General features: G+C 70.8%; 22 protein-coding genes. 17 read left to right on the top strand and 5 right to left on the bottom strand.

What is annotated here, in order from left to right:
• Positions 1-8 precede the first annotated feature (8 nt).
• The 8 genes from ASD62_RS09320 (at position 9) to ASD62_RS09285 (ending at position 8514) form a co-directional block, all read left to right on the top strand.
• Positions 9-482 (top strand): GNAT family N-acetyltransferase, encoded by a 474-nt coding sequence (locus tag ASD62_RS09320; RefSeq protein WP_056915722.1) that lies wholly within the window; start codon positions 9-11, stop codon positions 480-482.
• A gap of 9 nt (positions 483-491) precedes the next feature.
• On the top strand, positions 492-1205 hold the full coding sequence (locus tag ASD62_RS09315; RefSeq protein ID WP_056915721.1) for an AIM24 family protein: 714 nt from the start codon (positions 492-494) through the stop codon (positions 1203-1205).
• Complete coding sequence (locus tag ASD62_RS09310; protein WP_056915720.1) at positions 1205-2710, top strand: PqqD family peptide modification chaperone; 1506 nt, start codon at positions 1205-1207, stop codon at positions 2708-2710. Before ASD62_RS09315 ends, ASD62_RS09310 begins: the two co-directional genes overlap by 1 nt.
• Entirely contained in the window at positions 2707-3258 is a 552-nt protein-coding gene (locus ASD62_RS09305) for a chloramphenicol phosphotransferase CPT family protein (RefSeq protein ID WP_056915719.1), read from the top strand. Before ASD62_RS09310 ends, ASD62_RS09305 begins: the two co-directional genes overlap by 4 nt.
• A gap of 91 nt (positions 3259-3349) precedes the next feature.
• The gene (locus ASD62_RS09300) at positions 3350-3952 is read left to right on the top strand and encodes a TetR/AcrR family transcriptional regulator (protein WP_157581418.1); all 603 of its coding nucleotides are present in this window, start codon (positions 3350-3352) and stop codon (positions 3950-3952) included.
• Positions 3952-5685 carry an ABC transporter ATP-binding protein gene (locus ASD62_RS09295; RefSeq protein ID WP_056915717.1) on the top strand — a complete coding sequence of 578 codons (1734 nt, stop codon included), beginning with the start codon at positions 3952-3954 and terminating at the stop codon, positions 5683-5685. Before ASD62_RS09300 ends, ASD62_RS09295 begins: the two co-directional genes overlap by 1 nt.
• On the top strand, positions 5682-7718 hold the full coding sequence (locus ASD62_RS09290; protein ID WP_056915716.1) for an ABC transporter ATP-binding protein: 2037 nt from the start codon (positions 5682-5684) through the stop codon (positions 7716-7718). Before ASD62_RS09295 ends, ASD62_RS09290 begins: the two co-directional genes overlap by 4 nt.
• Positions 7711-8514: a pentapeptide repeat-containing protein gene (locus tag ASD62_RS09285; protein WP_056915715.1), complete on the top strand. Its 804-nt coding sequence runs from the start codon at positions 7711-7713 to the stop codon at positions 8512-8514. Before ASD62_RS09290 ends, ASD62_RS09285 begins: the two co-directional genes overlap by 8 nt.
• A 62-nt stretch (positions 8515-8576) precedes the next feature.
• Here ASD62_RS09285 and ASD62_RS09280 read toward each other — a convergent pair whose 3' ends face one another.
• The gene (locus ASD62_RS09280) at positions 8577-9560 is read right to left on the bottom strand and encodes a hypothetical protein (protein WP_056915714.1); all 984 of its coding nucleotides are present in this window, start codon (positions 9558-9560) and stop codon (positions 8577-8579) included.
• 159 nt (positions 9561-9719) lie between these two features.
• Between ASD62_RS09280 and ASD62_RS09275 the strand changes: the two genes are divergently transcribed.
• A complete protein-coding gene (locus ASD62_RS09275; RefSeq protein ID WP_056915713.1) occupies positions 9720-11480 on the top strand; it encodes a sodium:solute symporter family protein in 1761 nt (586 codons plus the stop codon).
• Between the two features lie 11 nt (positions 11481-11491).
• The gene (locus ASD62_RS09270; RefSeq protein WP_056915712.1) at positions 11492-11803 is read left to right on the top strand and encodes a hypothetical protein; all 312 of its coding nucleotides are present in this window, start codon (positions 11492-11494) and stop codon (positions 11801-11803) included.
• A gap of 13 nt (positions 11804-11816) precedes the next feature.
• Here ASD62_RS09270 and ASD62_RS09265 read toward each other — a convergent pair whose 3' ends face one another.
• Genes ASD62_RS09265 through ASD62_RS09255 form a run of 3 tightly spaced genes read right to left on the bottom strand, consistent with a single transcriptional unit; the run spans position 11817 to position 14127 of the window.
• The gene (locus ASD62_RS09265) at positions 11817-13004 is read right to left on the bottom strand and encodes an MFS transporter (RefSeq protein WP_056915711.1); all 1188 of its coding nucleotides are present in this window, start codon (positions 13002-13004) and stop codon (positions 11817-11819) included.
• Positions 13005-13024: 20 nt separating this feature from the next.
• Positions 13025-13426 carry a VOC family protein gene (locus ASD62_RS09260; RefSeq protein ID WP_056915710.1) on the bottom strand — a complete coding sequence of 134 codons (402 nt, stop codon included), beginning with the start codon at positions 13424-13426 and terminating at the stop codon, positions 13025-13027.
• Positions 13423-14127 carry a TetR/AcrR family transcriptional regulator C-terminal domain-containing protein gene (locus ASD62_RS09255; RefSeq protein WP_056915709.1) on the bottom strand — a complete coding sequence of 235 codons (705 nt, stop codon included), beginning with the start codon at positions 14125-14127 and terminating at the stop codon, positions 13423-13425. The genes ASD62_RS09260 and ASD62_RS09255 overlap by 4 nt, the downstream gene beginning before the upstream one ends.
• Before the next feature lie 104 nt (positions 14128-14231).
• Here ASD62_RS09255 and ASD62_RS09250 point away from each other — a divergent pair, with 104 nt between their 5' ends.
• Together ASD62_RS09250 and ASD62_RS09245 are read left to right on the top strand one after the other, a co-directional pair.
• The gene (locus tag ASD62_RS09250; protein WP_082580660.1) at positions 14232-15290 is read left to right on the top strand and encodes an NAD(P)-dependent alcohol dehydrogenase; all 1059 of its coding nucleotides are present in this window, start codon (positions 14232-14234) and stop codon (positions 15288-15290) included.
• A 210-nt stretch (positions 15291-15500) separates the two neighbouring features.
• The gene (locus ASD62_RS09245) at positions 15501-16421 is read left to right on the top strand and encodes a hypothetical protein (RefSeq protein WP_056915708.1); all 921 of its coding nucleotides are present in this window, start codon (positions 15501-15503) and stop codon (positions 16419-16421) included.
• A 148-nt stretch (positions 16422-16569) separates the two neighbouring features.
• Here ASD62_RS09245 and ASD62_RS09240 read toward each other — a convergent pair whose 3' ends face one another.
• Positions 16570-17373, bottom strand: coding sequence for a dioxygenase (locus ASD62_RS09240; protein ID WP_056915707.1), 804 nt, complete (start codon positions 17371-17373; stop codon positions 16570-16572).
• A 187-nt stretch (positions 17374-17560) separates the two neighbouring features.
• Between ASD62_RS09240 and topA the strand changes: the two genes are divergently transcribed.
• The 5 genes from topA to ASD62_RS09215 all read left to right on the top strand — a co-directional run bounded on the left by topA (position 17561) and on the right by ASD62_RS09215 (position 25908).
• Positions 17561-20356, top strand: coding sequence for a type I DNA topoisomerase (gene topA, locus ASD62_RS09235; RefSeq protein WP_369818788.1), 2796 nt, complete (start codon positions 17561-17563; stop codon positions 20354-20356).
• 103 nt (positions 20357-20459) lie between these two features.
• A complete protein-coding gene (locus tag ASD62_RS09230) occupies positions 20460-22712 on the top strand; it encodes a VCBS repeat-containing protein (RefSeq protein WP_082580658.1) in 2253 nt (750 codons plus the stop codon).
• Between the two features lie 139 nt (positions 22713-22851).
• Positions 22852-24213 (top strand): serine hydrolase, encoded by a 1362-nt coding sequence (locus ASD62_RS09225; RefSeq protein ID WP_056915704.1) that lies wholly within the window; start codon positions 22852-22854, stop codon positions 24211-24213.
• Positions 24214-24401: 188 nt separating this feature from the next.
• On the top strand, positions 24402-25208 hold the full coding sequence (locus tag ASD62_RS09220; RefSeq protein WP_235529318.1) for an ABC transporter ATP-binding protein: 807 nt from the start codon (positions 24402-24404) through the stop codon (positions 25206-25208).
• Positions 25201-25908 (top strand): ABC transporter ATP-binding protein, encoded by a 708-nt coding sequence (locus ASD62_RS09215; protein ID WP_056915703.1) that lies wholly within the window; start codon positions 25201-25203, stop codon positions 25906-25908. The genes ASD62_RS09220 and ASD62_RS09215 overlap by 8 nt, the downstream gene beginning before the upstream one ends.
• The last annotated feature ends 36 nt before the right edge of the window (positions 25909-25944 follow it).

The raw sequence follows: 25944 nt of genomic DNA, 5'->3' as shown, positions 1-25944 counted from the left end.
TTCCGCCCATGGCCCCTCCCGCCGAAGTCACCGTCGCCACCGTCACCGAGCAGGACCTCGAGGACCTCGTGCCGTCGATGCTGTCCTACGCCCGCTTCTACCGCGAGGACCCGTCGGTGGACGACCTGGAGGCCATGGCCCGGGCCTTCCTCGCCGGCGGCGGGGGCACGCAGCTGATCGCTCGTGACGCGCAGGGGCACGCGGCAGGCCACGCGACCGTCCTGTGGAGCTGGGACACCACGCTGGGCCTGCCGCTCGCCGTGATGGAGGACCTGTTCGTCCACGCTGAGTCCCGCTCGCACGGCGCCGGGCGGGCCCTGCTCGAGGCCTGCCGCGGCCTGGCCGCGGACCGCGGGTGCCGCTGGCTCCAGTGGCAGACCGCTCCTGACAACGCCAGGGCGCAGCGGCTCTACGACAGCCTCGGCGGCGACCGGTCCGAGTGGTTCACCTACCGCCTCCCCACCGGGGTGCCTTCGGCCTAGGCTTGCCGCATGCAGAGTCCACTGTTCGAGCAGGCGAACCTCGAGGTCCAGGCGCAGCAGCGCTTCGCCCTCCAGAACCCGCAGATGCTGCGCGTCCACCTCGGCGGCGACGTGCTCGCCGTCAAGGGCGCCATGGTGTCCTACCAGGGCAGCATCCGCTTCGACCACGAGAAGGCCGGCAGCGTCGGCAAGCTGTTCAAGAAGGTCGTCACGGGCGAGGACGTCTCGCTGATGCGGGTCTCCGGCGAGGGGGACGTGTTCTTCGCGTCCGAGGCCGGGTTCGTCTTCCTCGTCGAGCTGACCGGCGACGGCATCAGCCTCAACGCCCGGAACCTGCTCGCGTTCGACTCGAGCATCGAGTGGGACATCAAGCGGGTCCAGGGCGCCGGGATGCTCAGTGGTGGGCTCTTCAACACGACCCTGCACGGCACCGGCACTGCAGCGATCCACACGGTCGGTCAGCCGGTCGTCCTCGACTGCGGTACCCAGCCGACCTACGTCGACGTCCAGGCCTGCGTCGGCTGGTCGGCGAACCTCGTGCCGCAGGTCGTCTCGAGCATGAACGTGCGCTCGATGCTCCGTGGTGGCTCCGGCGAGGCCTTCCAGTACGCGTTCCACGGCCCCGGCTTCGTCATCGTGCAGCCGAGCGAGTGGACGCCGCCGCCGGCCCAGGGTGGAGGCAGCGGGGGAGGGTTCAACCTCGGCGGCCTGCTCGACGGCTGATGGCCTCGACCCCGCCACCCACGGCCACCGACCCCGCACTCGTCGCCGCGCTGCGCACCGACCTGGCCGCCGCGACATACACGGTCGAAGGGGTGTCCGACCTCCTCGGCCCGCTCGCCGGGGCAGCCCTCGCCCGTGAGCAGGTGCTGCCCGCGCAGCGGGTCACCGCCGATGCGGGCACGCCGCTCGCCACCCTCGTGCGGCTGTTCGGGCTCGGCGACGCGGTCGACACCGACGACGTCGCCGCGGCGCTCCCGACGCTGGGCCTGCAGGGGGCCCAGTCCCTGGGCCTGGTGCGCGAGCAGGGCCCCGGCGTCGTCGCGACGTGCGACCTGCGCCCCTACGGCGACGAGGACCACGCCTGGTGGGTGGCCTCCGACCTCGCCGAGATCGCGACGCGCGAGCCGTTGCACGAGGACCACGTGCTCGGCATCGGCGGTGCCTCGACGACCCTGGCGTCCTGGACCCCGCGTCCCGTGGTCGGTCGGGCGCTCGACATCGGCACCGGGTGCGGCGTCCAGGCCCTCCACCTCGGGGCCCACGCCGGACACGTGACCGTGACCGACCTGTCCGAGCGTGCCCTCGACTACGCCCGCTTCAATGCTGCCCTCAACGACGTCAGCTGGGAGGTCGTGGGCGGTTCGATGCTGGATCCCGTTGCGGGTCGGCAGTTCGAGCTCATCGTCAGCAACCCGCCGTTCGTCATCACGCCCCGAACCCCGGACGTCCCGCTCTTCGAGTACCGCGACGGGGGTGCCTCGGGGGATGCCATCGTCGCGGGGCTCGTGCGCTCCATCGGTGACCACCTGGTCCCCGGCGGCATCGCCCAGTTCCTCGGCAACTGGGAGGTCGTCGGCGACACCGACTGGCGTGACCGGGTGCGCGGCTGGGTCGAGGGCACCGGGCTCGACGCCTGGATCGTCCAGCGTGACGTGCAGGACCCCGCCGAGTACGCCGAGACCTGGGCGCGCGACGGCGGCCACCACAGCGCCACGGTCGAGTTCGCGACGATGTATGCCGCGTGGCTGGACGACTTCGCGTCCCGCGACGTGACGGCCGTGGGGTTCGGGGTCGTCACGCTGCAGCGACCGCTCGGCGACCGGGACCCGTTCGTGCACCTGGACGAGGTCGGAGGGCCCGTCGCCCAACCGATGGGGCCCCACGTCCTGGCGGGCATCCGCGCCCGCACCTGGTTGGCCGAGCACGGTGACGACGAGCTGCTCTCCGTCGCCTGGACGGCAGCCGCCGACGTCACCGAGGAGCGGCACTCGCGCCCGGGTGACCCGGACCCCAGCGTCATCCTCCTGCGGCAGGGTGGCGGACTGCGACGCTCCGTCCGCCTCGACACCGCGGGGGCGGCGCTGCTCAGCGTCTGCGACGGCACGCTGCCCGCCCGCGCCGCGATCGCCGCCATCGCCCAGCTGCTCGAGGTCGACGAGGACGTCCTGCGGCCCGACCTCGTCGCCCTGCTCCGGGAGCTGGTGGCCGACGGTCTGCTGACGTGAGGTCGGGTCCCCACGTCATCGTGCTCAACGGCGGGTCGAGCTCGGGGAAGTCCGCGCTCTCCGCCGCCCTGGTCGACCTGTTGCCCGGCACCTGGCTGCGCCTGTCCGTCGACACGCTGATCGACGCCTTGCCGCCCGGCTTCGACCGGGTCGAGGGCGGCCTGGTGCTGCGTCCGGACGGCACGGTCGGGACCGGACCGGAGTGGCGGCACGTGGAGCACGCGTGGATGGGTGGGGTCGCGACCATCGCCCGCGAGGTCCCGGTCGTCGTCGAGGACGGGTTCCTGTCCGGACCGGCCGCCCAGGACCGTTGGCGCGGTGCGCTCGAGGGGCTGGACGTGCTCTGGGTCGGGGTCCGGTGCGACCCCGAGGTGGCCGAGGCGAGGGAGCAGGCGCGCGGCGACCGGGTCGTCGGGATGGCGCGGGCGCAGGCGCTCGCAGTCCACGAGGGGATCGACTACGACCTCGAGGTCGACACGGCGCGGTCGTCGCCCCGGGACGCGGCCGCTTCGGTGGCCGAGCAGGTCCGGGGCGCCCCGACGAAGTGAGCGCCCGCCCCGGTCGCGCACCTCATCTCCTCCATTTCCGCAGGTCAGGAAAGGTGTTGTGAGTGAGTGCTCACTCACTTACTCTGATCGGGTGACTCCCCGAGCCCCCGCCATGGCCCCCGACGAGCGCCGCGCCGCGATCATCGCGTCGACGGTGCCGCTGCTGCGCGACAAGGGCCGGACCGTCAGCACCCGGGAGATCGCCAAGGCGGCGGGGGTGGCGGAGGGCACGATCTTCCGGGTCTTCGAGTCGAAGGACGAGCTCGTCGACGCCTGCGTCCACGACGCGTTCCAGACCGAGTCGCTGGTCCTGCGGCTGCTCGAGATCGACGACACCCTCCCCCTGCGCGAGCGCCTGGCGGCCGCGGTGGCGACGATGCAGGACTACCTGCGCGGGATCTTCTCCCTCATGACCGTCCTGCAGGCCGGCGGCAAGCCGATGCGCCCGCCCCACAAGGGCCAGGACCCCCGGCGAGAGCGGGCCAACACCGCTGTCGACGACGCGTTCGTCGCGCTGATCGGGGCGGACACGGACCAGCTGCGCCTGCCGGCGCGCGAGCTCGTCAACTACCTGCGGATGCTGACGCTCTCGAGCGTGCACCCGATGCTCCACCACCAGGGCTCCTCACCGCAGGAGCTCGTCGACGTCATCCTCGAGGGCGCCCTGCGGCGTCCCGAGGGAGGGGGGAACTGATGCTCGTCCGGATCGTCCGCGACTACCTGCGGCCCTACCAGGGGCTGGTCACCGTGCTCGTCGGGCTGCAGCTCGTCGGCACCATCGCCTCGCTGTACCTGCCCAGCCTCAACGGCCGCATCATCGACGAGGGGGTGGCCCAGGGCGACACCGGGTTCATCCTGCGCACGGGTGGCTGGATGCTGGCCGTGTCGCTGGCCCAGATCGCCGCGACCGTGTGGGCGACCTACCTCGGCGCGCGTTCCGCCGCGGGCCTCGGCCGTGACCTGCGCGCCCAAGTCTTCGCCCGGGTCGGTGACTTCTCCGCCCAGGAGGTCTCGCGCTTCGGCGCGCCCACCCTCATCTCCCGCACCACCAACGACGTCACCCAGGTGCAGCAGGTCGTCTTCATGGGCGCGGCGATGATGGTCTCGGCGCCCATCATGATGGTCGGCGGCGTCATCATGGCCCTGCGCGAGGACGTCGGTCTCTCGTGGCTGCTGGCCGTGTCCGTCCCGCTGCTGGCGCTGTCGGTCGCCCTCGTGATCCGCCGCATGATCCCGCAGTTCCGGACCATGCAGGAGTCGGTCGACTGGGTGAACCGGGTGCTGCGCGAGCAGATCACGGGCATCCGCGTGGTGCGAGCCTTCGTCCGCGAGGACCACGAGCGGGCCCGGTTCGCCGAGGCCAACACGCAGTACACCGGCACGGCCCTGGCGGTCGGGCGGCTCATGGCCATGGTCTTCCCCATCGTCATGCTGATCTTCAACGCCTCGACGGTGGCGGTGCTGTGGTTCGGCTCGCACCGCGTGGCCAGCGGGCAGATGCAGATCGGCGAGATGACCGCCTTCATGAGCTACCTCATGCAGATCCTCATGTCGGTGATGATGGCGACCTTCATGTCGATGATGATCCCCCGTGCCACCGTGTCGGCCGGGCGCATCGCCGAGGTGCTGGACACCGACTCGACCGTGGTGCCCCCCGCCGACCCCGTCACCATCCCACGGGTCGGTGCCGGCATCGAGCTGCACGACGTGACCTTCGCCTACCCCGGCGCCGATGTCCCGGTCCTGCAAGGGGTTTCACTCAGGGCCGAGCCGGGCAGGACGACCGCGATCATCGGCAGCACCGGTGCGGGCAAGTCCACGCTGCTGTCGCTGGTCCCGCGCCTGTACGACGTCACGGGTGGTCAGGTCCTCATCGGGGGCGTCGACGTCCGGGACGCTGCGCTCGAGGACGTGTGGGCGCGGATCGGGCTGGTCCCGCAGAAGCCCTACCTCTTCACCGGCACCGTCGCGAGCAACCTGAGGTACGGCGACGCCGACGCGACCGACGACGAGCTCTGGGAGGCGCTGCGCATCGCCCAGGCGGAGGACTTCGTCCGCGCCATGCCGCAGGGGCTGGACTCGCCCATCGTGCAGGGTGGCACCAACGTCTCCGGTGGCCAGCGTCAACGGCTCGCGATCGCGCGTGCCCTCGTGGCCAAGCCGGAGATCTTCCTCTTCGACGACAGCTTCTCGGCCCTGGACCTGTCCACGGACGCCAGGCTGCGGTCGGCGCTCAAGCCGGTCACGCGGCACGCCGCCGTCGTCGTGGTGGCCCAACGGGTGTCGACCATCGTCGACGCCGACCACATCGTCGTCCTCGACGACGGGCTCGTCGTCGGGGCGGGGACCCACGACGACCTGCTCGTGACGTGCCCGACGTACGTCGAGATCGTCGAGTCCCAGCAGAGCGCGGAGGCAGCAGCATGAGCGAAGGTGTGAAGACCGCCGAGGAGAAGGCGGCAGAGGCCCGTCGCGGGCCGGGTGCGCGAGCCGGCCAGCGGCACGGACCCATGATGGGTGCCGGTGTGCCGGCGGAGAAGTCGCAGAACTTCGTCCCCTCCGCGAAGCGCCTCCTCGGCCTGCTCCAGCCCGAGCGCACGCCCCTGTATGCCGTGCTGGCGCTCGCCGTCGCGAGCGTGGGCCTGTCGGCCATCGGCCCGAAGATCCTCGGCCGCGCGACCGACCACATCTTCGCGGGGGTGGTGGGCGCACGGTTCCCGGTCGGGACCGACAAGGCGCAGCTCGTCGAGGCGCTCCGCGCCCGGGGCGAGGGCAAGCTCGCCGACCTCGTCGGCGGGATGCCGTACCTCGTCCCGGGACAGGGCATCGACTTCGGCGCGGTGGGTGACGTGCTGCTCCTGGTGCTGGGCATCTACCTCGTCGCCAGCCTGCTCTCCTGGGCACAGGGCTGGCTGCTCACCGGGGCGGTGAACCGCACGATCTTCGGTCTGCGCCGCGACGTCGAGGACAAGCTCAACCGGCTTCCGTTGCAGTACTTCGACGGCCAGCCGCGAGGTGAGCTGCTCAGCCGGGTCACCAACGACATCGACAACGTCGCCCAGAGCCTGCAGCAGACGCTCAGCCAGCTGCTGACGTCCCTGCTCACCGTCGTCGCGATGATAGCGATGATGCTCTACATCTCGCCGCTGCTCGCACTGATCGCCCTCGTCACGATCCCCGTGTCGATGGCGGTCACCGCCGCCATCGGCAAGCGCTCGCAGAAGCACTTCGTGCAGCAGTGGAAGAGCACCGGTGAGCTCAACTCGGTCGTCGAGGAGTCCTTCACCGGCCACGAGCTGGTCAAGGTGTTCGGTCGCCAGGACGAGGTGCGGTCGTCGTTCCGCGCCAAGAACGACGACCTGTATGCCGCGGGGTTCGGTGCGCAGTTCGTCAGCGGCATCATCATGCCGACGATGATGTTCATCGGGAACCTCAACTACGTCGTCATCGCCGTGGTCGGCGGGCTGCGGGTCGCGAGCGGCTCGATGACCCTCGGTGACGTGCAGGCCTTCATCCAGTACTCGCGCCAGTTCACCCAGCCCCTCACCCAGGTCGCCTCCATGGCCAACCTCCTGCAGTCCGGGGTGGCCTCGGCCGAGCGCGTCTTCGAGGTGCTCGACGCCACCGAGCAGCGGCCCGACGCGGTCGGCGCGACGGTCCTGGACGAGCCGCGCGGTCGGGTGGAGTTCGAGGACGTCTCGTTCTCCTACGACCCGGCGAACCCGCTCATCGAGCACCTCGACCTCGTCGTCGAGCCCGGCCAGACGGTCGCGATCGTCGGGCCCACCGGTGCGGGCAAGACCACGCTGGTCAACCTCGTGATGCGGTTCTACGAGCTGGATGCCGGGCGCATCACGCTCGACGGCGTCGACATCACGGCCCTGACGCGGCACAACCTGCGCAGCGAGATCGGCATGGTGCTGCAGGACACGTGGCTCTTCGGCGGCACGATCCGCGACAACATCGCCTACGGCAAGCCCGGGTCCTCCGAGGAGGAGGTTCTGGCTGCCGCGAAGGCCACCTACGTCGACCGGTTCGTGCACTCCCTGCCCGACGGGTACGACACCGTCCTGGACGCCGAGGGCGGCAACATCAGCGCCGGGGAGAAGCAGCTGCTGACGATCGCACGGGCGTTCCTGTCCGACCCGGCCCTGCTCATCCTCGACGAGGCGACGAGCTCGGTCGACACCCGCACCGAGCTGCTGGTGCAGCAGGCGATGTCAGCGCTGCGGCACGACCGCACGAGCTTCGTCATCGCCCACCGGCTGTCGACGATCCGCGACGCCGACGTCATCCTCGTGATGCGTGACGGCCAGATCGTCGAGCAGGGTTCGCACGCCGAGCTGCTCGCTCGCGACGGCGCCTACGCCGAGCTGTACGCCGCGCAGTTCAGCGGCGCGGCCGTCGACGTGGACTCCGGGGACGCCCCCGCCCCCGAGCTGACGCCGGCGCGTGGCTGAGGTCGAGCTCGCTGCGGACTGCTCGCGGTGCTTCGGGTTGTGTTGCGTCGTACCGTCCTTCGCGGCGTCGGCCGACTTCGCCATCGACAAGCCTGCCGCGACGCCCTGCCCCAACCTGGCCCAGGACTTCCGGTGCGGCATCCACACCGAGCTGCGCCCGCGCGGCTTCGCCGGCTGCACGGCATACGACTGCTTCGGAGCCGGCCAGCGGGTCTCGCAGGTGACGTTCGGCGGAGTGGACTGGCGCACGTCACCCGGGACCGCCGCGCAGATGTATGCGGTGTTCCCGGTGGTGCGCGAGCTGCACGAGCTCCGGCGCCACCTCGGTGAGGCGGCGCGGCTGGTGGCCGGCACCGACCTCGCCGTCGAGGTGTCCGCCCTGGACGCCGAGGTCGAGGCGCACGCCGCCGGAACACCGGTCGCCCTGCAGGAGGTCGATCTGGCCCGCGTCGGCGCAGCGGTCGGGGCCCTGCTGGCCACGGTGAGCCTGGCCTCGCGGTCAGGTGGTGGTGGCCCGGGCCCCGACCTGTCGCGCGCCGACCTGGTGGGCAGCGACCAGAGGATGCGCGACCTGCGGCGAGCCAGCCTGCGTGGTGCCCTCCTGCTGGGTGCCGACCTTCGCGGGGTCGACCTCGGACGGACGGACCTGCTGGGGGCGGACCTGCGCGGTGCGCGGCTGGACGGGGCGGACCTGTCCGGCTCGCTCTTCGTCACCGGCCCGCAGGTGGCTTCTGCACGCGGGGACGGAGCGACCCGTCTGCCCTGCGAGCTGGCACGGCCTGATCACTGGACCTGACGCCCGGGGTGCCAGGAGCAGCGCAGGCCGTGCTCCTGGCACCCCGGGGGACCGGCAGGAGGTCAGCCCCGGTGGGCCCGCAGCGGGGTGATCCAGTAGGGAGCGGTGTCCGGGTTCGCGACACCGAAGCGGGCGTTGACCGCCCACAGGGTGCCGCCGACGAGGACCGCGGTGGACGGGACGTCGAGGCTGGCGTCGGTGAGGGTGCGCTGGTACCTCGCCGACCATCCGTGGCGACTCTGCTCGAGTCGCACGACCGACACCTCGGCCTGACCGGTGCCCCTGACGTTGTAGAGGGTCCGCCCCGACAGCTCGAGGCCGTCCCCGCCGGTGATGGCAGGGCCGCCGCGGACCGGGATCGACGTCGTCACGCCGGTGCGCGGGTCGACCCGCCAGAGCCCGCCGACCCGGCTGTTGTTGAGGACCGCCGAACCATCCGACAGCTGGCGGATGCCGTTGGCGTTGTTGGCCACCCCGTCGCCGGCGGGCCAGGCACCACGCAGTGGGAGGAAGGCCGCTGCGGCCCCGGTCGGCTGCGCGTGTCGTCCGAGGGCGATGACCGTGAGCCGGTCGACCCTGGAGTCGGTGACCCAGACCGCGTCGCGGGTCACGACCAGGTCGTTGAGGAAGACGCCGCCGGGGACGACGGTGTCCGAGGCGACCCGACCCGTACGACTGTCGACGGCCCAGACGTGTGCGACGCTGCCGACGTTGCCGGCTGCCCAGACCAGCCCGGTGCGGTCGTCGCGGTCGAGGCCACGGATCTGGCGGCCCTCCGCTCCGGGGAGCAGCACGCGGCTCGTCCGGCGGCTCAGGTCGCCGGTGACGATGCGGCCGTCGGCGAGCGACCCGACGTAGTAGGTGTCGCCCGGACCCGCGGTGATGCCTTCCGGGCGCAGGCCGTCGGGGAGGGGGACGAGGGACGTCCTGGCGGCGCCGGCGGGTGCGGCCGCGGCGACGAGGAGTCCGAGGACGGCCGCGAGGGCCGTGAGCAGGGGTGCCGGTGACCTGAGCCATCCGGCGCGTGGGTGCACGGTGTGTTCCATCAATCCATGATGCGTGGGTTGTCCCGAAGCTGCACCGCGACGTCGTGGTCGGCGCCATGCCAAGGAGCAGCGGCGGGGAGGAGCGCGGGGCCCGGATGCCCTTTCGCCCCACAACGCCTAGGTTTGATCCGCTGGTTTGTCGTCACCTAGGAGCCGCTGATGTCTCACCTCTCCCTCGCGGTGCCCGCCGCGACCACCTTGATCGACGCGAACTGGTTGGACTACCTGCTCGTCGTCATCTACTTCGGGTTCGTCCTGGGCATCGGGTTCATGGCCCGGCGGTCGGTCTCCGACTCCATCGACTTCTTCCTGTCGGGACGCTCGCTGCCCGCGTGGGTCACCGGCCTCGCCTTCATCTCGGCCAACCTCGGTGCCGTCGAGATCATGGGCATGTCGGCCAACGGCGCCGAGATCGGCCTGCCGACGGTCCACTACTTCTGGGTCGGCGCCATCCCCGCGATGTTGTTCCTCGGCGTCGTGATGATGCCGTTCTACTACGGCTCCAAGGTGCGCTCGGTCCCCGAGTTCATGTTCCGCCGGTTCGGCACCGGCGCCCACCTGGTCAACGCGATCAGCTTCGCGGTGGCCCAGCTGCTCATCGCCGGCGTCAACCTCTACCTGCTCGGCTCGATCGTCCACGCGCTGCTCGGCTGGCCCCTCTGGGTCGCGCTGATCGTCGCCGCCGCGATCGTGCTGTCCTACATCACCCTCGGCGGGCTCTCGGCCGCGATCTACAACGAGGTCCTGCAGTTCTTCGTCATCGTGGCCTCGCTGCTGCCGCTGACCCTGATCGGCCTGCACCGCGTGGGTGGGTACGGCGGCCTCAAGGACAAGATCGCCGCGTTCGCGGAGTCTGCTCCCGCTGCCGCGAAGGTCGCTCCCGCGGCCCAGCAGCTCGAGTCCTGGCCCGGTCAGGCGCTCTCGGGGTTCAGCTCGTCGTTCCTGTCGGTCATCGGCATCGTGTTCGGCCTCGGGTTCGTCCTGTCGTTCGGCTACTGGACGACGAACTTCGTCGAGGTGCAGCGCGCCATGGCCTCCAAGTCGATCTCCGCGGCGCGCAAGACGCCGATCATCGGCGCCTTCCCGAAGATGTTCGTCCCGTTCATCGTCATCCTCCCCGGCATGGTCTCGGCCGTCCTGGTCAAGGAGATGATCGACCTCAAGGGTGGCGGTACCCCCGCGGGTGGCGCGTCCGGCGAGGGCGTGAAGTACAACGACGCCCTGCTGCTGCTCATGCGTGACGTCCTCCCGAACGGCCTGCTGGGCCTGGCGATCGCGGGTCTGCTGGCCGCGTTCATGGCCGGCATGGCCGCGAACATCTCCGCGTTCAACACCGTCTTCAGCTACGACCTGTGGCAGCGTTACATCCGCAAGGACCACAGCGACGACTACTATCTGCGCATCGGCCGCCTCGCGACCGTCGCGGCGACCGTCATCGCGATCTTCACCGCGACGATCGCGTCGAGCTTCAGCAACGTCATGGACTACCTCCAGACGCTGTTCGGGTTCTTCAACGCACCGTTGTTCGCGACCTTCATCCTCGGCATGTTCTGGAAGCGGATGACGGCCACGGCCGGCTGGGTCGGTCTCTCGAGCGGCACCATCTCTGCGGTGGTCGTGGCGTTCCTCTCCGAGGACGCGTTCGGCTCCGCCAGCCTCGGCGTGCTGGGGCTGTCGGGGCAGGGCGCCAGCTTCGTGGCCGCCTCGACCGCGTTCGTCGTCGACATCGTCGTCAGCGTGCTCGTCACGATGGTGACGGAGCCGAAGCCGGCCTCGGAGCTCAAGGGCCTCGTCTACTCCGAGACGCCCAAGGAGGACCTCCGTGATCCCGAGGAGGCCAGCCAGCCGTGGTACCAGCGCACGATGCCACTCGCCGGCATCGCGCTGCTCATGGTCCTCGTCCTCAACTTCGCCTTCTAGGAGACGCTGCCATGTCCGACAACACGACCTCGACGAAGCCGGCCAAGAAGACCGCCGGCGCGTTCGACATCCGCAACATCATCGGCAGCCTCCTCGGCCTCTACGGCGTGATCCTGCTGCTCGCAGGGCTGTTCGCCGACAAGGCCCTGGACAAGACCGGAGGCGTCAACGCCAACCTCTGGACGGGCATCGTCCTGATCGTCGTCTCGGCCCTGTTCCTCGGCTGGGCCCGGGTCAAGCCGATCGTCGTCCCCGACGAGGTCGAGAAGGTCGGCGACGACCCGACGCGACCGGCTCCCCGGCGCCGCTCCGGCGGTCACTGACCCGCACCTCCCGTCACCGAGGGGTATGCCGCGTGGTCACCACGCGGCGTACCCCTTTGTCGTCCCTCGCCCGGGTCAGCCCCAGGACCGCCGCGGCGGCGAGGGCGAGGAGGCCTCCCACGACCCACATCAGGTGAGGTGAGGAGCTGAAGAGCGCGCCGGCCAGGGGTGGCGCGACGACCGTGCCGCCGATCGAAGCGGCGCCGTAGAGGCTCTGGTAGCGGCCGTGCATGCCCTCGGGGGCCCGGTCCGCGGCGTGCGCCGTGGCGGTCGGCTTGTAGAGCATCTCCCCGGCCGTGACGACGACGACGGCCGCGAGCACGGTCACGACGGCGGGGGAGGGGGCGACGACCAGCCAGCCGACGCCGACGAGGACGAAGCCGGCGACGATGAGCGGCTCGGGTCGTCGGGCCCGCAGGCGATGGGCCAGCCACGGCTCGAGGAACACGATCAGGGCGCAGTTGAGCGAGATGGTGCTGCCGTACACCCAGGGCGCCGCGCCGAGCGCCTCGAGCTGCCACGGGACGGCCGAGTACGCGAACCGGTAGGCCGTGTCGGCGGCCACGACGGTGAGCAGCAGCAGGACGAATCGCGGGTCGGCCCGGAGCGCGTCGAGGACGCGGCGTGGGGCGCCGTCGGCGACCGTGGCCCGGGCGGAGGCGGGGACCACGAGGAGGACCACGGCGAGCATCAGCAGGCTGGCCACCGCGTCGATCACGAAGACCGCGCCGAAGTGGTGCACGGCGAGCAGGCCGCCCAGCGGGGGTCCGAGGACGGTGCCGGCGTTGTTGACCGACCGCATCCAGGCGCTGGCCTGGCGGCGGTCCTGCGCCGGGAGCGCGCTGGTGACCAGCGCGAAGGAGACCGGGCGCCCGATGCCACCGAGGGCGCCCATGACGAACAGGACCGCGGCGAGGCCGGTGGTCGGCGTGAGCGGGACGGCGACACAGCCGAGGGCGGAGGCGAGCGACGCGACGGCGAGCGTCGGGCGCAGGCCCCACCGGTCGCCGATCGACCCGCCGGCGAGGTTGCCGGCGATCGTGCCCACGCCCCATACGGCGGCGATCGAGCCGGCGGCCACCTCGTCGAGCCCGCGGTCGGAGACGAGGTAGAGCGGGACGAACACCCAGGCCATCGAGCCGAGCGCGTTGACGAACCGGCCGACGAGCAGCCACCTCACCCAGACCGGAAGCTCGCGCACGTCGGCATCCTGTCAGGTGGTCACCACATGGCGTCGAGCTCGGTGCCTCCGAGGGCCGGGGGGTCGTAGCTGGGCTGGTAGAGCACCATCGTCCCGGCTCCGGGGACCACGAGCTGGACGGTCCGCCCCCATCCCTGATCGACGACATCGCCCTCGAAGCGGGCGCCGCGCCCCTCGAGCTCGGTCATGGTGGCCTCGAGGTCGTCGCACATCAACGACAGGTCGAACCTCTGGTCGGTGCCACCCGAGCGCCCTTCGTGCTCCCACGAGGAGGGGTGGACGCCGAGCTCGCTCGGGCCGGTTCGGAAGATGAGCCAGCCGCCGCCGGTGTCGGCGCCGGGCAGCTGGAGGACGTCACGGAAGAAGGCGCGCGCGGCCGCGGGGTCCTCGGCGTAGACCAGGGTGTGCAGGGCAGTGATCATGGGACGACGGTAGAGGCCCGGCGGCGCTCGAGCCCCTCGAGCAGGACATCGAGCCCGAACTCGAACTCGGACTGGTCGTCGCACCACCCGAGGGTGGAGGCCGGGTCGTCGTGGGCGACCTCCGCCAGCATGCCGACGAGGTGGGGCACGTGCTCTGCCATCGCCTCGAGCATCTCCTCGGACGCGTCGTCGGCGGCCGCGCCGGGGTCGAAGAGCTCCTGCGAGAAGCCGACGACCCGGCTGCCGAGCGCGTGCAGCGAGTGGTGTGCCAGGTCGTTGCTGAACCCGCCCGCGCGTAGCACCCCCACGACGCCGTCGTAGTAGCGGACGAGGTCGAGGTTCATCGCCGTCCGGGTCTGCAGCACCCCGGGTGCCCAGCGGTGCCGCAGCATCACCTCCCGGGCAGCCAGCGCCCTCGCGCGCAGCGCCCCGCGCCAGTCCGTCGCGGGGTCCGGCGCGTCGAGCGAGGACGTCCCGGCGATGAGCTGGGCGGCCACCAGCTCCACCATCGCGTCGAGCATGGCGTCCTTGTTGGCGACGTGGTTGTACAGGGACATCGCCTCGACGCCCAGCTCCTGACCGATGCGTCGCATCGAGACGGCCCCGATCCCCTCGGCGTCCGCGACGGCGACGGCGGCCTCCCCGATCCGCCCACGACTGAGGGGGCGGGTTGCTGCGGCGGTCCGGGCGGTGTCGGTCACCAGCCAAGGGTAGCCCGCAACCGTTGACAGACTTACGGCGTAGGTCTAACTTACAGCGTACATATTTACACCGTAAGTTGGACTTGAGGCACCGGGAGAGGGCCATGACCGACATCGACAGCAGCATCTCGCTGGACCATCGTCCGGCCGGCGGGGACGAGGGAGCCGGCACGACGCCGACGACCATGCGAGCCGCCGTCCACGAGCGCTACGGCCGACCCGAGGACGTCGTGGCGGTGCGCACCGTGCCGGTCCCCGCGGTCGGCCCGACCGATGTGCTCGTCCGTGTGGCGGCGGCCTCGGTCAACGCCCTGGACTGGCACTACGTCACCGGCCTGCCGATGTTCGCGCGACCGACGCTGGGGCTGCGCCGGCCCAAGCGGCAGGTCCCCGGTGCGGATGTCGCGGGGGTGGTGGAGGCGGTCGGCGCAGACGTCACCCGGCTCCGACCGGGGGACCGGGTCTTCGGCGAGGTGTCCGGCGGGGCCTATGCAGAGTACGTGGTCGCGCCGACCGACTGGCTCGTGCCGGTACCGGCCGGGGTCCAGCTAGAGCAGGCAGCCACCATCGGGGTCGCGGCGGAGACGGCGCTCCAGGGGCTGCGCGACTGGGGCGGCCTGCAGCCCGGACAGCGGGTGCTGGTCAACGGCGCCTCGGGGGGTGTCGGCAACTTCGCCGTCCAGCTGGCCAAGGCCCTCGGCGCCTCCCACGTGACGGCGGTCTGCAGCACCCACAACCTCGAGGCGGCGCGACGGGCGGGCGCCGACCGGGTCGTCGACTACACCTGCGAGGACCTGCGGGCGGTGGGGGACACCTTCGACCTCTTCTTCGACAACGCCGGCAGGCTGAGCCTGCGCGACAGCCGCCGGCTGGTCGCGGACGGTGGAACGTACGCCATGGTGACCTCGCCCAAGTCCACGTGGCTGCACCCCCTGCCGCGCATGCTGAGCGTCCCGTTCGTCTTCGCGTTCGGCGGTCGCACGGCGCCCGCGTTCAAGGTCGCGTCCCGCAGCCGTTCCGACCTCGAGCTCCTGATCGACCTGGTGGCGCAGGGAAAGGTGAAGCCGGAGATGGATCGGCGCTGGTCGCTGGACGACGCCGCGGAGGCCCTGCGCGTGCAGGGCGAGTTCCACGCTCGCGGCAAGTCAGTCGTCATCCCCTGACCCCAGTTCGGACCCGTCCCGCCCGCCGACCCCCGACCCCCGACCGACCCCTTCCGCGCTTTGGGTGCCCAGACGGTCGGGATTCCGACCACCTGGGCACCCAAACTCGGGCAGCGGGCGGCGTCCACAGGGCTTCCGCTGCCGCCGGGGGGTCCACAGGAGTGGACGCGGACGTCGTGAGCTCGCCGGGACGTCGACCACCCTGCCGTCATGGGTGGGGAGCGGCTGTGGGAACGGCGACGGAGTGTCCAGCTGGCCGCAAGCGACAGGGACGGCGTCATCTCTCGAGCGGACCTGCGCGACCTCGGAGTCGACCGCCACGCGGTTGCGCGTGAGGTGGCGGCCGGTCGGTGGCGGCTGCACGGTCGCGCCACGGTGGCCGTGCACACGGGGAGCCTCTCGCGCACTGCCTGGTGGTGGCGTGCCGTCTGGGAGGTGGGTCACGGCGCGGCGCTGGATGGGATCTCGGCGCTGCACGCAGCCGGACTGGAGAACTTCACGTCCGACGAGGTGCACGTGGCCGTCCCCCACCCGGCGGTGCCGCGACCCGTCGACGGGGTGGTCCTGCACCGCATACGCGACCTGGACCTGGATCGGGACGCGGTCGGGGCGGGTCTGCCGCGGGTCCGATCCGAGGTCGCGACGATTCGCGCCGCGCAGTGGGCGGTCAGTGACCGGCAGGCCGCGCTCATCGTCTGCATGGCGGTGCAGCAGAGGCTCGTCCGAGCCGAGCAGCTGTGCCCCGTTCGGCACCCCGGCGCGCACTACGGCCGGACCCGGTTCGTGCGACGCCTCGTGCGCGACGTGGCTGACGGAGCGCAGTCCCTGGGCGAGCTCGACTTCGCGCGGCTGTGCCGCGAGCGGGGGTTGCCCGTGCCCAGTCGACAGGTGGTCCGTCGTGGCCCTCGGGGTCGCCTCTACCTCGACGTGGCCTGGGAGGATCACGGCGTGGTCGTGGAGATCGACGGGGCGCAGCACCGGCAGGGGCTGGCCGTCACGTTGGACAACCTCCGTCGCAACTCGCTCACCCTCGGCGACGACATCGTGCTGACGATCGACCTGATCGGGCTGCGCCTGGAGGAGGACCTCTTCATGGCGCAGGTCGGGCAGGCGCTCCGTCGAGCCGCCTGACCGGCTGCCTCTCTCTTTCTTCCGCGCTTTGGGTGCCCAGATGGTCGGATTTCCGACCGTCTGGGCACCCAAAGCCAGGCCGGGGCGGCGTCGGGGCGGCGTCGGGGCCGGGGCCGGGGCCGGGGTGGGGCGGGCTTGGAGGGTGGGGCTACGCGAACTGCCAGGAACGCTTGCTCAGGCCGAACCAGAACCCGTCGATGACGCTCTGGTTCTCCAGCGACCCGGACTCGTATGCCGCGCCGAGACTCACGTAGAGGGGGGCCCAGTGCTCGGTGCGCGGGTGGGCCTCGAGGGCAGCGGGGGCCTTGTGGACGAAGTCGAGGATGCCGTCGACATCTTGGCGCTCGAGCGCCTCGGCGGCCCAGTGGTCGAACTCGCTCGAGGCGGCCGGGGGAGTGCCGTCAGGGCCGGCCGACGGGTTGAACCAGCGCAGGTTGTGGGTGGTGAACCCCGAACCCACGATCAGCGTGCCCTCGTCGCGCAGCGGGGCGAGCTTGCGACCGATCTCGAACAGGGCCCTGGGGTCCAGTGTCGGCATCGACATCTGCAGGACGGGGATGTCCGCCTCGGGGTACATCTCGACGAGCGGCACGTAGGCGCCGTGGTCCAGGCCGCGCGACTCGTCCCGGTGGACCGGGGTCTCGGACGACTGCACGAGCTTGGTGATGCTGTCCGCGAGCTCGGGCGCACCCGGGGCGGCATACGTGACGTCGTAGTACTTCTGGGGAAAGCCCCAGAAGTCGTACACGAGGGGGACGTCGCCGGAGGTCGCGCTGAGGGCGAGCGGGGCCTCCTCCCAGTGCGCCGACACCATGAGGATGTTGGTGGGCTTGCCGAAGCGGCCGGACCAGTCGGACAGCTGGCGGGTCCAGCGGGGGTCGTCCGCCAGCGGCGGCGCGCCGTGGCTGAGGTACAGCACGGGCTGCCGCTCGGGCAGGGAGGACTCGGTCATGACATCAGTGTACATCTACTTGAACTTTCAACCAAGTGCTCGAGGCAGACCGCTCAGGACCAGCACCAGGCACGTCCGCGAGACCGGACGAGGCAGATTTGACGGGACCGGCTACCGTCTTTCGCGTTGCCATGTCCACGCTGCGACGAATCCGCAGCACATGGGAGCAGGAACCGAGGAAGAGAACGTGGCTGAAGGGCGCAAGCTCGTCATCGTCGAGTCGCCGGCCAAGGCGAAGACGATCGGCGGATACCTGGGCAAGGACTGGGACGTCGAGGCGTCCGTCGGTCACATCCGCGACATCCCGACCCCGTCGGAGATGCCCGCAGACATCAAGAAGGGCCCGTTCGGCCGGTTCGGCGTCGACGTGGACAACGGCTTCGAGGCCTACTACGTCGTCGACAACGACAAGAAGAAGAAGGTCGCCGAGCTCAAGCGCCTGCTCAAGAACGCCGACGAGCTCTACCTGGCCACTGATGAGGACCGCGAGGGCGAGGCGATCGCCTGGCACCTGCTCGAGGTGCTCAAGCCCAAGGTCCCGGTCAAGCGCATGGTGTTCCACGAGATCACCAAGGAGGCCATCCAGCGCGCCTCCACCAACACCCGTGACCTCGACGTCGCGCTCGTCGACGCCCAGGAGACCCGCCGCATCCTCGACCGCCTGTACGGCTACGAGGTCAGCCCGGTCCTGTGGCGCAAGGTCAAGGCGGGACTGTCCGCCGGCCGTGTGCAGTCCGTCGCCACCCGCATCGTCGTGGAGCGCGAGCGCGAGCGGATGGCGTTCGTCCGTGCGTCCTACTGGGACGTCGAGGGCGACTTCACGCCCGACGGCGCGTCGAACCAGTTCACGGCGCGGCTCAGCTCCGTCGACGGCAACCGCGTCGCCATGGGCCGTGACTTCAACGACGACGGCACCCTGAAGGGCAAGTCGGTCGTCCACCTCGACCAGGCCACCGCGACCTCGATCGCGACCCAGGTGCTCACCTGCCAGGTGGCCGTGACCAGCGTCCAGGAGAAGCCGTACACCCGGCGTCCCAGCGCTCCGTTCACGACCAGCACCCTGCAGCAGGAGGCCTCCCGCAAGCTGCGCCTCTCCTCGAAGAACGCCATGCGCGTCGCGCAGCGCCTCTACGAGAACGGCTACATCACCTACATGCGTACCGACAGCACCACGCTGTCGGAGGCCGCCCTCACCGCCGCGCGCCAGCAGGCCCGGGACCTGTATGGCGCCGAGTACGTCCCCCAGTCGCCTCGCCTCTACGAGAAGAAGGTCAAGAACGCGCAGGAGGCCCACGAGGCCATCCGTCCTGCCGGGGACCGCTTCCGGACGCCGGCGCAGGTGGCCGGCGAGCTGCGCGGTGACGAGTTCGCGCTCTACGAGCTGATCTGGAAGCGCACCGTCGCCTCGCAGATGGCCGACGCGCGTGGCTCGACCGCGACCGTGAAGCTCGGCGGCACGCTCGAGGACGGCCGGGTCGTGGAGTTCAGCGCCTCCGGAACGGTCATCACGTTCCGCGGCTTCCTCGCGGCATACGAGGAGGGTCGCGACGAGGAGCGCGCGTCCAAGGCCGCCGAGGCCGAGGAGGAGCGCCGCCTCCCCAAGCTGAGCGAGGGCGTGTCCCTCACCGTCGTCCGGGCCGAACCGGACGGCCACGAGACCACGCCGCCGCCGCGCTACACCGAGGCGACGCTCGTGAAAGCCATGGAGGAGAAGGGAATCGGTCGTCCGTCGACCTACGCCTCCACCGTCGGCACGATCCAGGACCGTGGCTACGTCAACACGCGTGGCTCGGCCCTGATCCCGACCTGGCTCGCGTTCGCCGTGACGCGGCTGCTCGAGGAGCACTTCACCGAGCTCGTCGACTACGACTTCACCGCCTCGATGGAGGAGGACCTCGACCGCATCGCGGGTGGCGACGCCCAGCGCGCGGAGTGGCTCAAGCGGTTCTACTTCGGTGAGGGTGATGGGGCGCTCGTCGGCTCCGAGCCTGGTCTGCCCGACGCGGGCAACGCGCACCTCGGCCTCAAGCAGCTCGTCGAGGACCTCGGTGACATCGACGCCCGCGCGATCTCGACGATCGACATCGGCGAGGGGATCGTCGTGCGCGTCGGCCGCTACGGCCCGTACGTCGAGGAGACCGTCCCGCGCGGTGTCGACCTGTCGACCGGTGAGATGACCGACGACGCCGACACCACGCCGCGTCGCGCCACCATCAACGACGACATCGCCCCCGACGAGATGACCCCGGCCAGGGCGCGTGAGCTGCTCGAGCAGTCCGCCGACGACGGCAAGGTCCTGGGCCAGGACCCGGAGAACGGTCGCGACATCGTGGCCAAGGCCGGGCGCTACGGGCCGTACGTCACCGAGGTCCTCGACGAGGAGACTGCGGCGCTCAAGGGCAAGAACAAGGTCAAGCCGCGCACCGCGTCGTTGTTCAAGGACATGGACCTCGCGACCATGGACCTCGAGACCGCGCTCAAGCTGCTCAGCCTGCCCCGCGTCGTCGGCACCTCCACGGAGGAGGACGGCAGCGTCGTCGAGATCACGGCGCAGAACGGTCGCTACGGTCCCTACCTCAAGAAGGGCACCGACTCCCGGTCCCTGGTCACCGAGCAGCAGCTCTTCGACATCACGCTCGAGGAGGCGCTGGCGATCTACGCCCAGCCCAAGCAGCGTGGTCGGGCCGCCACGGCTCCCCTCAAGGAACTCGGCAACGACCCGGTCTCCGGTCGCCCGATGGTGGTCAAGGACGGCCGGTTCGGTCCGTACGTCACGGACGGCGAGACCAACTCGACCCTGCGCAAGGGCGACGAGCCCGAGTCGATCACGCCCGAGCGTGGTGCCGAGCTGTTGGCCGAGAAGCGCGCGAAGGGTCCGACGACCCGCAAGCGCGCGGCCAAGAAGGCCCCGGCCAAGAAGGCTGCGAAGAAGACGACCGCCAAGAAGACCACCACGAAGAAGGCCGCCGCCAAGAAGGCCTGAGGAACGTTGCCGGTTCGCGCAAGTTCCGCCGCTCCCGGCCCGCGACGCGCCCTACCCGTCTAGGCTCCCGCCAGCATCAGCTGGAAGTTGGGGAGCAGAGGGTATGGCGCGTCGTCGCGTTCGGGGAATTGTTGCTGTCGTCGGTGGGGTCGTGGCGACCCTCGTGGCGGGTCTGCTGACCGCCACACCAGCCAGTGCTGCGGCCGGACCGGTCATCACGTCCATCTCGGTGAGCACCAACGCCGTCAAGGCGCCAGGCGAGGTGGTGCTGTCCTACACCGCGACCACCACCGCCCCCGTGGACGAGGCTCTGGCCGGGTACAAGGACCCAGCCGGCCGGCTCTACTCGGTCAACCTGTCGAAGGGAACGTCAGGCTCGGGGACCCGGAAGGTGCCGGACGGGGTGCAGAACGGGACGTGGACGTTGCAGTACGTCTTCCTCACGTACTCCCCGAACGACTTCACGTACGCCTGCAACCCGTCGTACGCCAGCACTAACGCCAAGTGCACCGAGACCCGGGACCTGTCGCCGTACGACGTCGTGGTGTCGGGGTCCACCGAGGACTTCGAAGCGCCGGTGCTGACGTCCATCTGGGTGTCGCCCACGAAGGTCGAGCCAGGGACCCCCGTCACCATGCGCTTCGCCGCCCACGACCTGCACCCCGTCGTGAAGGCCACCTTCACCTGGGTCCACGGCGCGCAGGACGAGCACTTCTCTCTGACGTCGACGGATCCGGCGGAGCTCGCGGCAGGTGCGTTCACCCGCACTGTGCCCCACCTGCAGTCCAACGGCGGCTACGTGCTGTCGTCGGTCGTCCTGGAAGACCCCAACGGTTTCGCCTCCCGGTACGCAGCAGACGGAACGATCGGGTACACGGCACCAGCCGGGATCTTCTTCCCCCAGCCGACGCGACCCCGCGGGACCCACAGCATCCCGTTCTCGGCATCAGGTCTCACCGTCGCAAACTCCTACTACGACGGACCCGGCCCGGTCCTCGCGAGGCTGGCGGTGACGTCCTCTGCCGTGTCCGGTGGAACAGCGACCGCCACCTACTCCACGACGCTGACCTCCTCCACGCTCCGGTCGATCTCGGCGCTGTACCTCCTGGACGGCGATCCGGGTGTTGCCACCAGCCTGTGGTCCGAGGACGGCCGGGCCGCGGGGAGCGTGACTCGCGGCCTCCCCCAGCGCGTGGGCACCTACCGGTTGCAGCGCGTGGTGCTGCTGGACGCAGCGATGCGAAGGACGGAGTACACCCGCGATGGTCGGGTGCTCGACGAGCGGGGGAAGACCATCGGCGAGCACGCGCTGGACCTCGCGGCCGAGCACATCGTCGCGAAGCCCAGCAAGCTCGACGTCTCGGGACGGAGTCGTCCGCAGTCGATCGAGCTGGGGGTCTCGACCATGCCCGACGAGGCGCAGGACCTCACGTCCTACCGGGTGGTGGTCAACCCGGGTGGTCGGGTCGTCACCGTGCCGGTGACGGGGGAGTACAGCAAGGTGGTCGTCCCCAGCCTGCGCAACGGCACGACCTACACCCTGGCAGTCACGCCTCAGAGCAAGATCGGTCCCGGTCCCACGACGACGGTGTCATTGACGCCGATGATCTCCGGGAACGTCTGGGGAGCCGGGGACGTGAACATCGACCGGCGCGACGACCTCTTCGCGCGACTGCCGGCAGGACAGGTGCGGCTCTACCGTGGCGCCGGGTTCCCGAAGTTCAAGGCCGCAACCACCGTCACGGACCTCCCTTCGAGCCGCAACTTCCCGTCGGGCCGGATCTACGGGTACACGGCGTTCCTCACGATCAACCAGGACGGTGGCCTCGAGGGAAACATGGTCGACCGGGACGGGAAGTCGCTCGGGTCGACGATCAGCGGGACCGGCTGGGGGAGCATGCGCTCCATCGACGGCACTGCCGACTTCTCCGGAGACGGTCTGCCCGACATCGTGGCGGTGACGTCGACCGGTGCGATGCGGCTCTACAAGGGCAACGGCCAGGGGAGGTTCGCCGCGGGGACCCAGATCGGGACCGGCTGGGGCTCGATGGTCCGGGTGTTCGTGCCCGGGGACGTGACCGGTGACCGCAAGGCCGATGTCATGGCGGTCGACGCGACCGGCGTCCTGTGGATCTACCGCGGCAACGGCCGGGGCGGCTTCCTGGGTCGGGTCAAGGTGGGTCCGGGCTGGGGCGGGATGGGTGCGCTGTTCTCTGCGCGCGACGCGAACGGCGACAGCCGTGGCGACCTCGGGGCGATCACGATGAACGGTGAGCTGCGGTTCTACAAGGGTCGCGGCAACGGCACCTTCACCGGCGCGACCGTCGCCGGCACCGGCTGGGGGTCCTTCCTCTAGACCCAGCCGGGCGACCCGGCCCACGAAGCGACCCCGCCCACGAAACTGCGCTCTGCCCATGGAACTTCGTGGGCAGAGCGCACTTTCATGGGCTGGGTGGCAAGCCACCCGCCGACGGTGGCGGCTACGGTGAGGCACCATGCCGCTCGAGACCACGACCGTTGCCGCCCTGGACCGCAGGCTCGCCGAGGAGCAGTCGACCTGCCGCCTCCCCTCCATCGCTGCCGGCCTGGTCCGCGGTGGGGAGCTGGTCTGGTCCGGTGCCGTCGGCACGGTCGACGGTCGCAAGGACGGTGAACCGGCCACCGACGACACGCAGTACCGCATCGGCTCGATCACCAAGACCTTCGTCGGCGTCGAGGTGCTGCGCCTGCGGGACGAGGGTGCCCTGGACCTGTCCGACCGGATCGACGCCCACCTGCCCGAGACCTCCGACAGCGAATTCGGGCACGTCTCGGTGGCCCAGCTGCTCTCGCACAGCTCCGGCCTGCAGGCGGAGACCAACGGCCCGTGGTGGGAGCGCACCGAGGGCGGCGACTGGGCAGCCCTGCTCGCCAGCCGCCCGGGCCTGCGGTTTCGCCCCGGCGCCCGCTTCCACTACTCCAACACCGGGTACGCCGTCCTCGGCGAGCTCGTCGGCCGGCTGAGGGGAGTGCCGTGGGACGAGGCGGTCCGCGCCGGCCTCCTCCACCCCCTCGGTATGGCGCGGACCTCCCTTCGCCCGCAGGCCCCCAGCGCCCCGGGCTGGGCCGTGCACCCGCTGGCCGACCTCGTCCACGTGGAGCCCGAGCACGACGCCGGGGCGCTGGCGCCGGCCGGCCAGCTGTGGTCCACGGTGTCGGACCTGGCGCGCTGGGCGGCCTTTCTGGGTGGGCGGACCGAGGGGCTGCTCTCGGCTGCGACGTTGGCGGAGATGTGCCTGCCGATCGTCGTCAACGACAACCCCGGCCAGGCGTGGACCGCGGCGCACGGACTCGGGTGGCAGGTGTGGAACCTCGAGGGCCGCAGGTTCGGTGGCCATGGCGGCTCGATGCCGGGGTTCCTCGCCGGGCTGCGGGTCGACCTCGAGACCGGTGACGGCGTCGTGGTGTTCGCCAACGCGACCTCCGGGATGGGCACGATCACCGTCGACCTGATGACCCTGCTCGCGAAGCGCGAACCCCTCCCGCCGACCCCGTGGACCGCCGACGCCGAGCAGGTGGGCGGACTGGAGCTGGTGGGGGACTGGTACTGGGGGACGACGGCATACTCGCTGCGCCTGGCCGCAGACGGTGGACTGGTCCTGGGCGAACCCGGGCTGAAGCGTGGCTCGCGGTTCAAGCGCACCGAGACCGGCTGGGTCGGGCTCGACAGCTACCACGAGGGGGAGCCGCTGGTGGCGCACCGTGGCCCCGACGGGCACGTCAGCCACCTCGACCTCGCCTCGTTCCGGTTCAGCCGCACGCCGTACGACCCGACCGCGCAGATCCCCGGGGACGTCCACCCCGACCGCTGGCACTGACCGCGTCCTGAGCACGGGAGCGCCTCGCGAGGCTCTCTCGCGCCTTGATCAGGTATGTGGGGCCCGGACATGTTCTCTGGCGGCTCTGTGTCGAGGGCGGCCATGTCCGGGGTCACTGGGCGCCCCTAGTGTTCTGCAGAACCGCGACGGTCCCCCTGCCGTCGCACCAGCCGCACGAGGAGGTGCCGGTGCCCACCGAGGCCAGCCCGAAGGCATCAGGCTCAGCAGGTCGAGCAGCATCAGCCCTGCTCGAGACCCGCGACCTGACCAAGGAGTTCCGCGGATTCCGCGCCGTCTCCGACGTGAGCCTGCGGGTCGTCGAGGGCACCGTGCACGCCCTGGTCGGCCCCAACGGCGCCGGCAAGACCACGCTGTTCAACCTCCTGACCGGCTTCCTCACGCCGACGTCGGGCGAGGTCCTCCTCGCGGGCCGCGACGTGACCGGTATGCAGCCGGAGCAGATCGCGCACCTCGGCATCGCCCGCTCGTTCCAGATCACCAGCCTGTTCGACCAGATGAGCGTCGTCGACCACGTCGAGCTCGCCCTCGCCTCGCCCACCGGGCTCGGCTACCGGTTCTGGCGGTCGAGCTCGGCGATGAAGCAGTTCCGCCCGCGAGCGATGGAGCTCCTCGACGAGGTGGGCCTCACCGACCGTTCCGGCGCTGCTGCCGGTTCGCTGGCCTACGGGCAGAAGCGCGCCCTCGAGCTCGCGCTCGCCCTGGCGCTCGACCCCAAGCTGCTGCTGCTCGACGAACCCACCGCAGGCATGGGCCTCGAGGACGTCGACCGGACCATCGCCCTGGTCAAGAAGGTCGCGGCCGGCCGCACCGTCGTGTTCGTCGACCACAACATGCACGTCGTCGGTTCCCTGGCCGACACCGTCACCGTGCTGCAGTCCGGGCAGGTGCTCGCCGAGGGCACCTACGAAGAGGTCCGGAACGACGACAAGGTCATCACCGCATACCTCGGACAGGCCGGAGACCAGCATGTCTGACCAGACCCTGGAGATCGCGGGACTGTCCGCCTGGTACGGCGAGGCCAAGGTCCTCACGGACGTGGACCTGCGGGTCGAACCCGGTGAGGTCGTCACCCTCGTCGGCCGCAACGGCGCCGGCAAGACCACGCTGCTGCGCTCGGTCATGGGACTGCACCGCCAGGTCGAGGGCACCGTCACCTGGGGCGGCGACGACCTCGGCAAGGCCAGCGCCGACAAGCGCGCCCGCGCCGGCATCGGCTGGGTGCCGGACGACCGCGGCATCTACGCCACCCTCACCGTCGCCGAGAACCTCCTGCTCCCGCCGGTCACGAGCAAAGCCGATGCCTGGAGCCTGGACCAGGTCTACGAGCAGTTCCCGGTCCTGCACGAGCGCCGGGACTTCCCCGGCACCAAGCTCAGCGGCGGCGAGCAGCAGATGCTGGCCATCGCCCGGGTGCTGCGGATGGGGTCCACGCTCCTCCTGCTCGACGAGCCCAGCGAAGGCCTCGCCCCGGTGATCGTGCAGCGGATCGGCGAGATCATCCGCCAGATCAAGTCCCAGGGCGTCTCCGTCCTGCTCGTCGAGCAGAACGTGAAGTTCGCCTCCACGGTCGCCGACCGCCACTACCTGCTCGCCCAGGGCCGGGTCGTGGAGTCCCTGGACAACGACAGCTTCCAGTCCCGCACCACCGAGCTCCTCGAGTACCTCGGCATGTAGCCGCGGTGCATCACGCACCACAACCAACGCACCACC

It is taken from the genome of Phycicoccus sp. Root563 (genome assembly GCF_001427915.1).
Classification (GTDB): Bacteria; Actinomycetota; Actinomycetes; order Actinomycetales; family Dermatophilaceae; genus Pedococcus.
The sequence above is the reverse complement of the archived record's forward strand: the minus strand, read 5'-3'. Positions and strand labels throughout refer to the sequence as shown.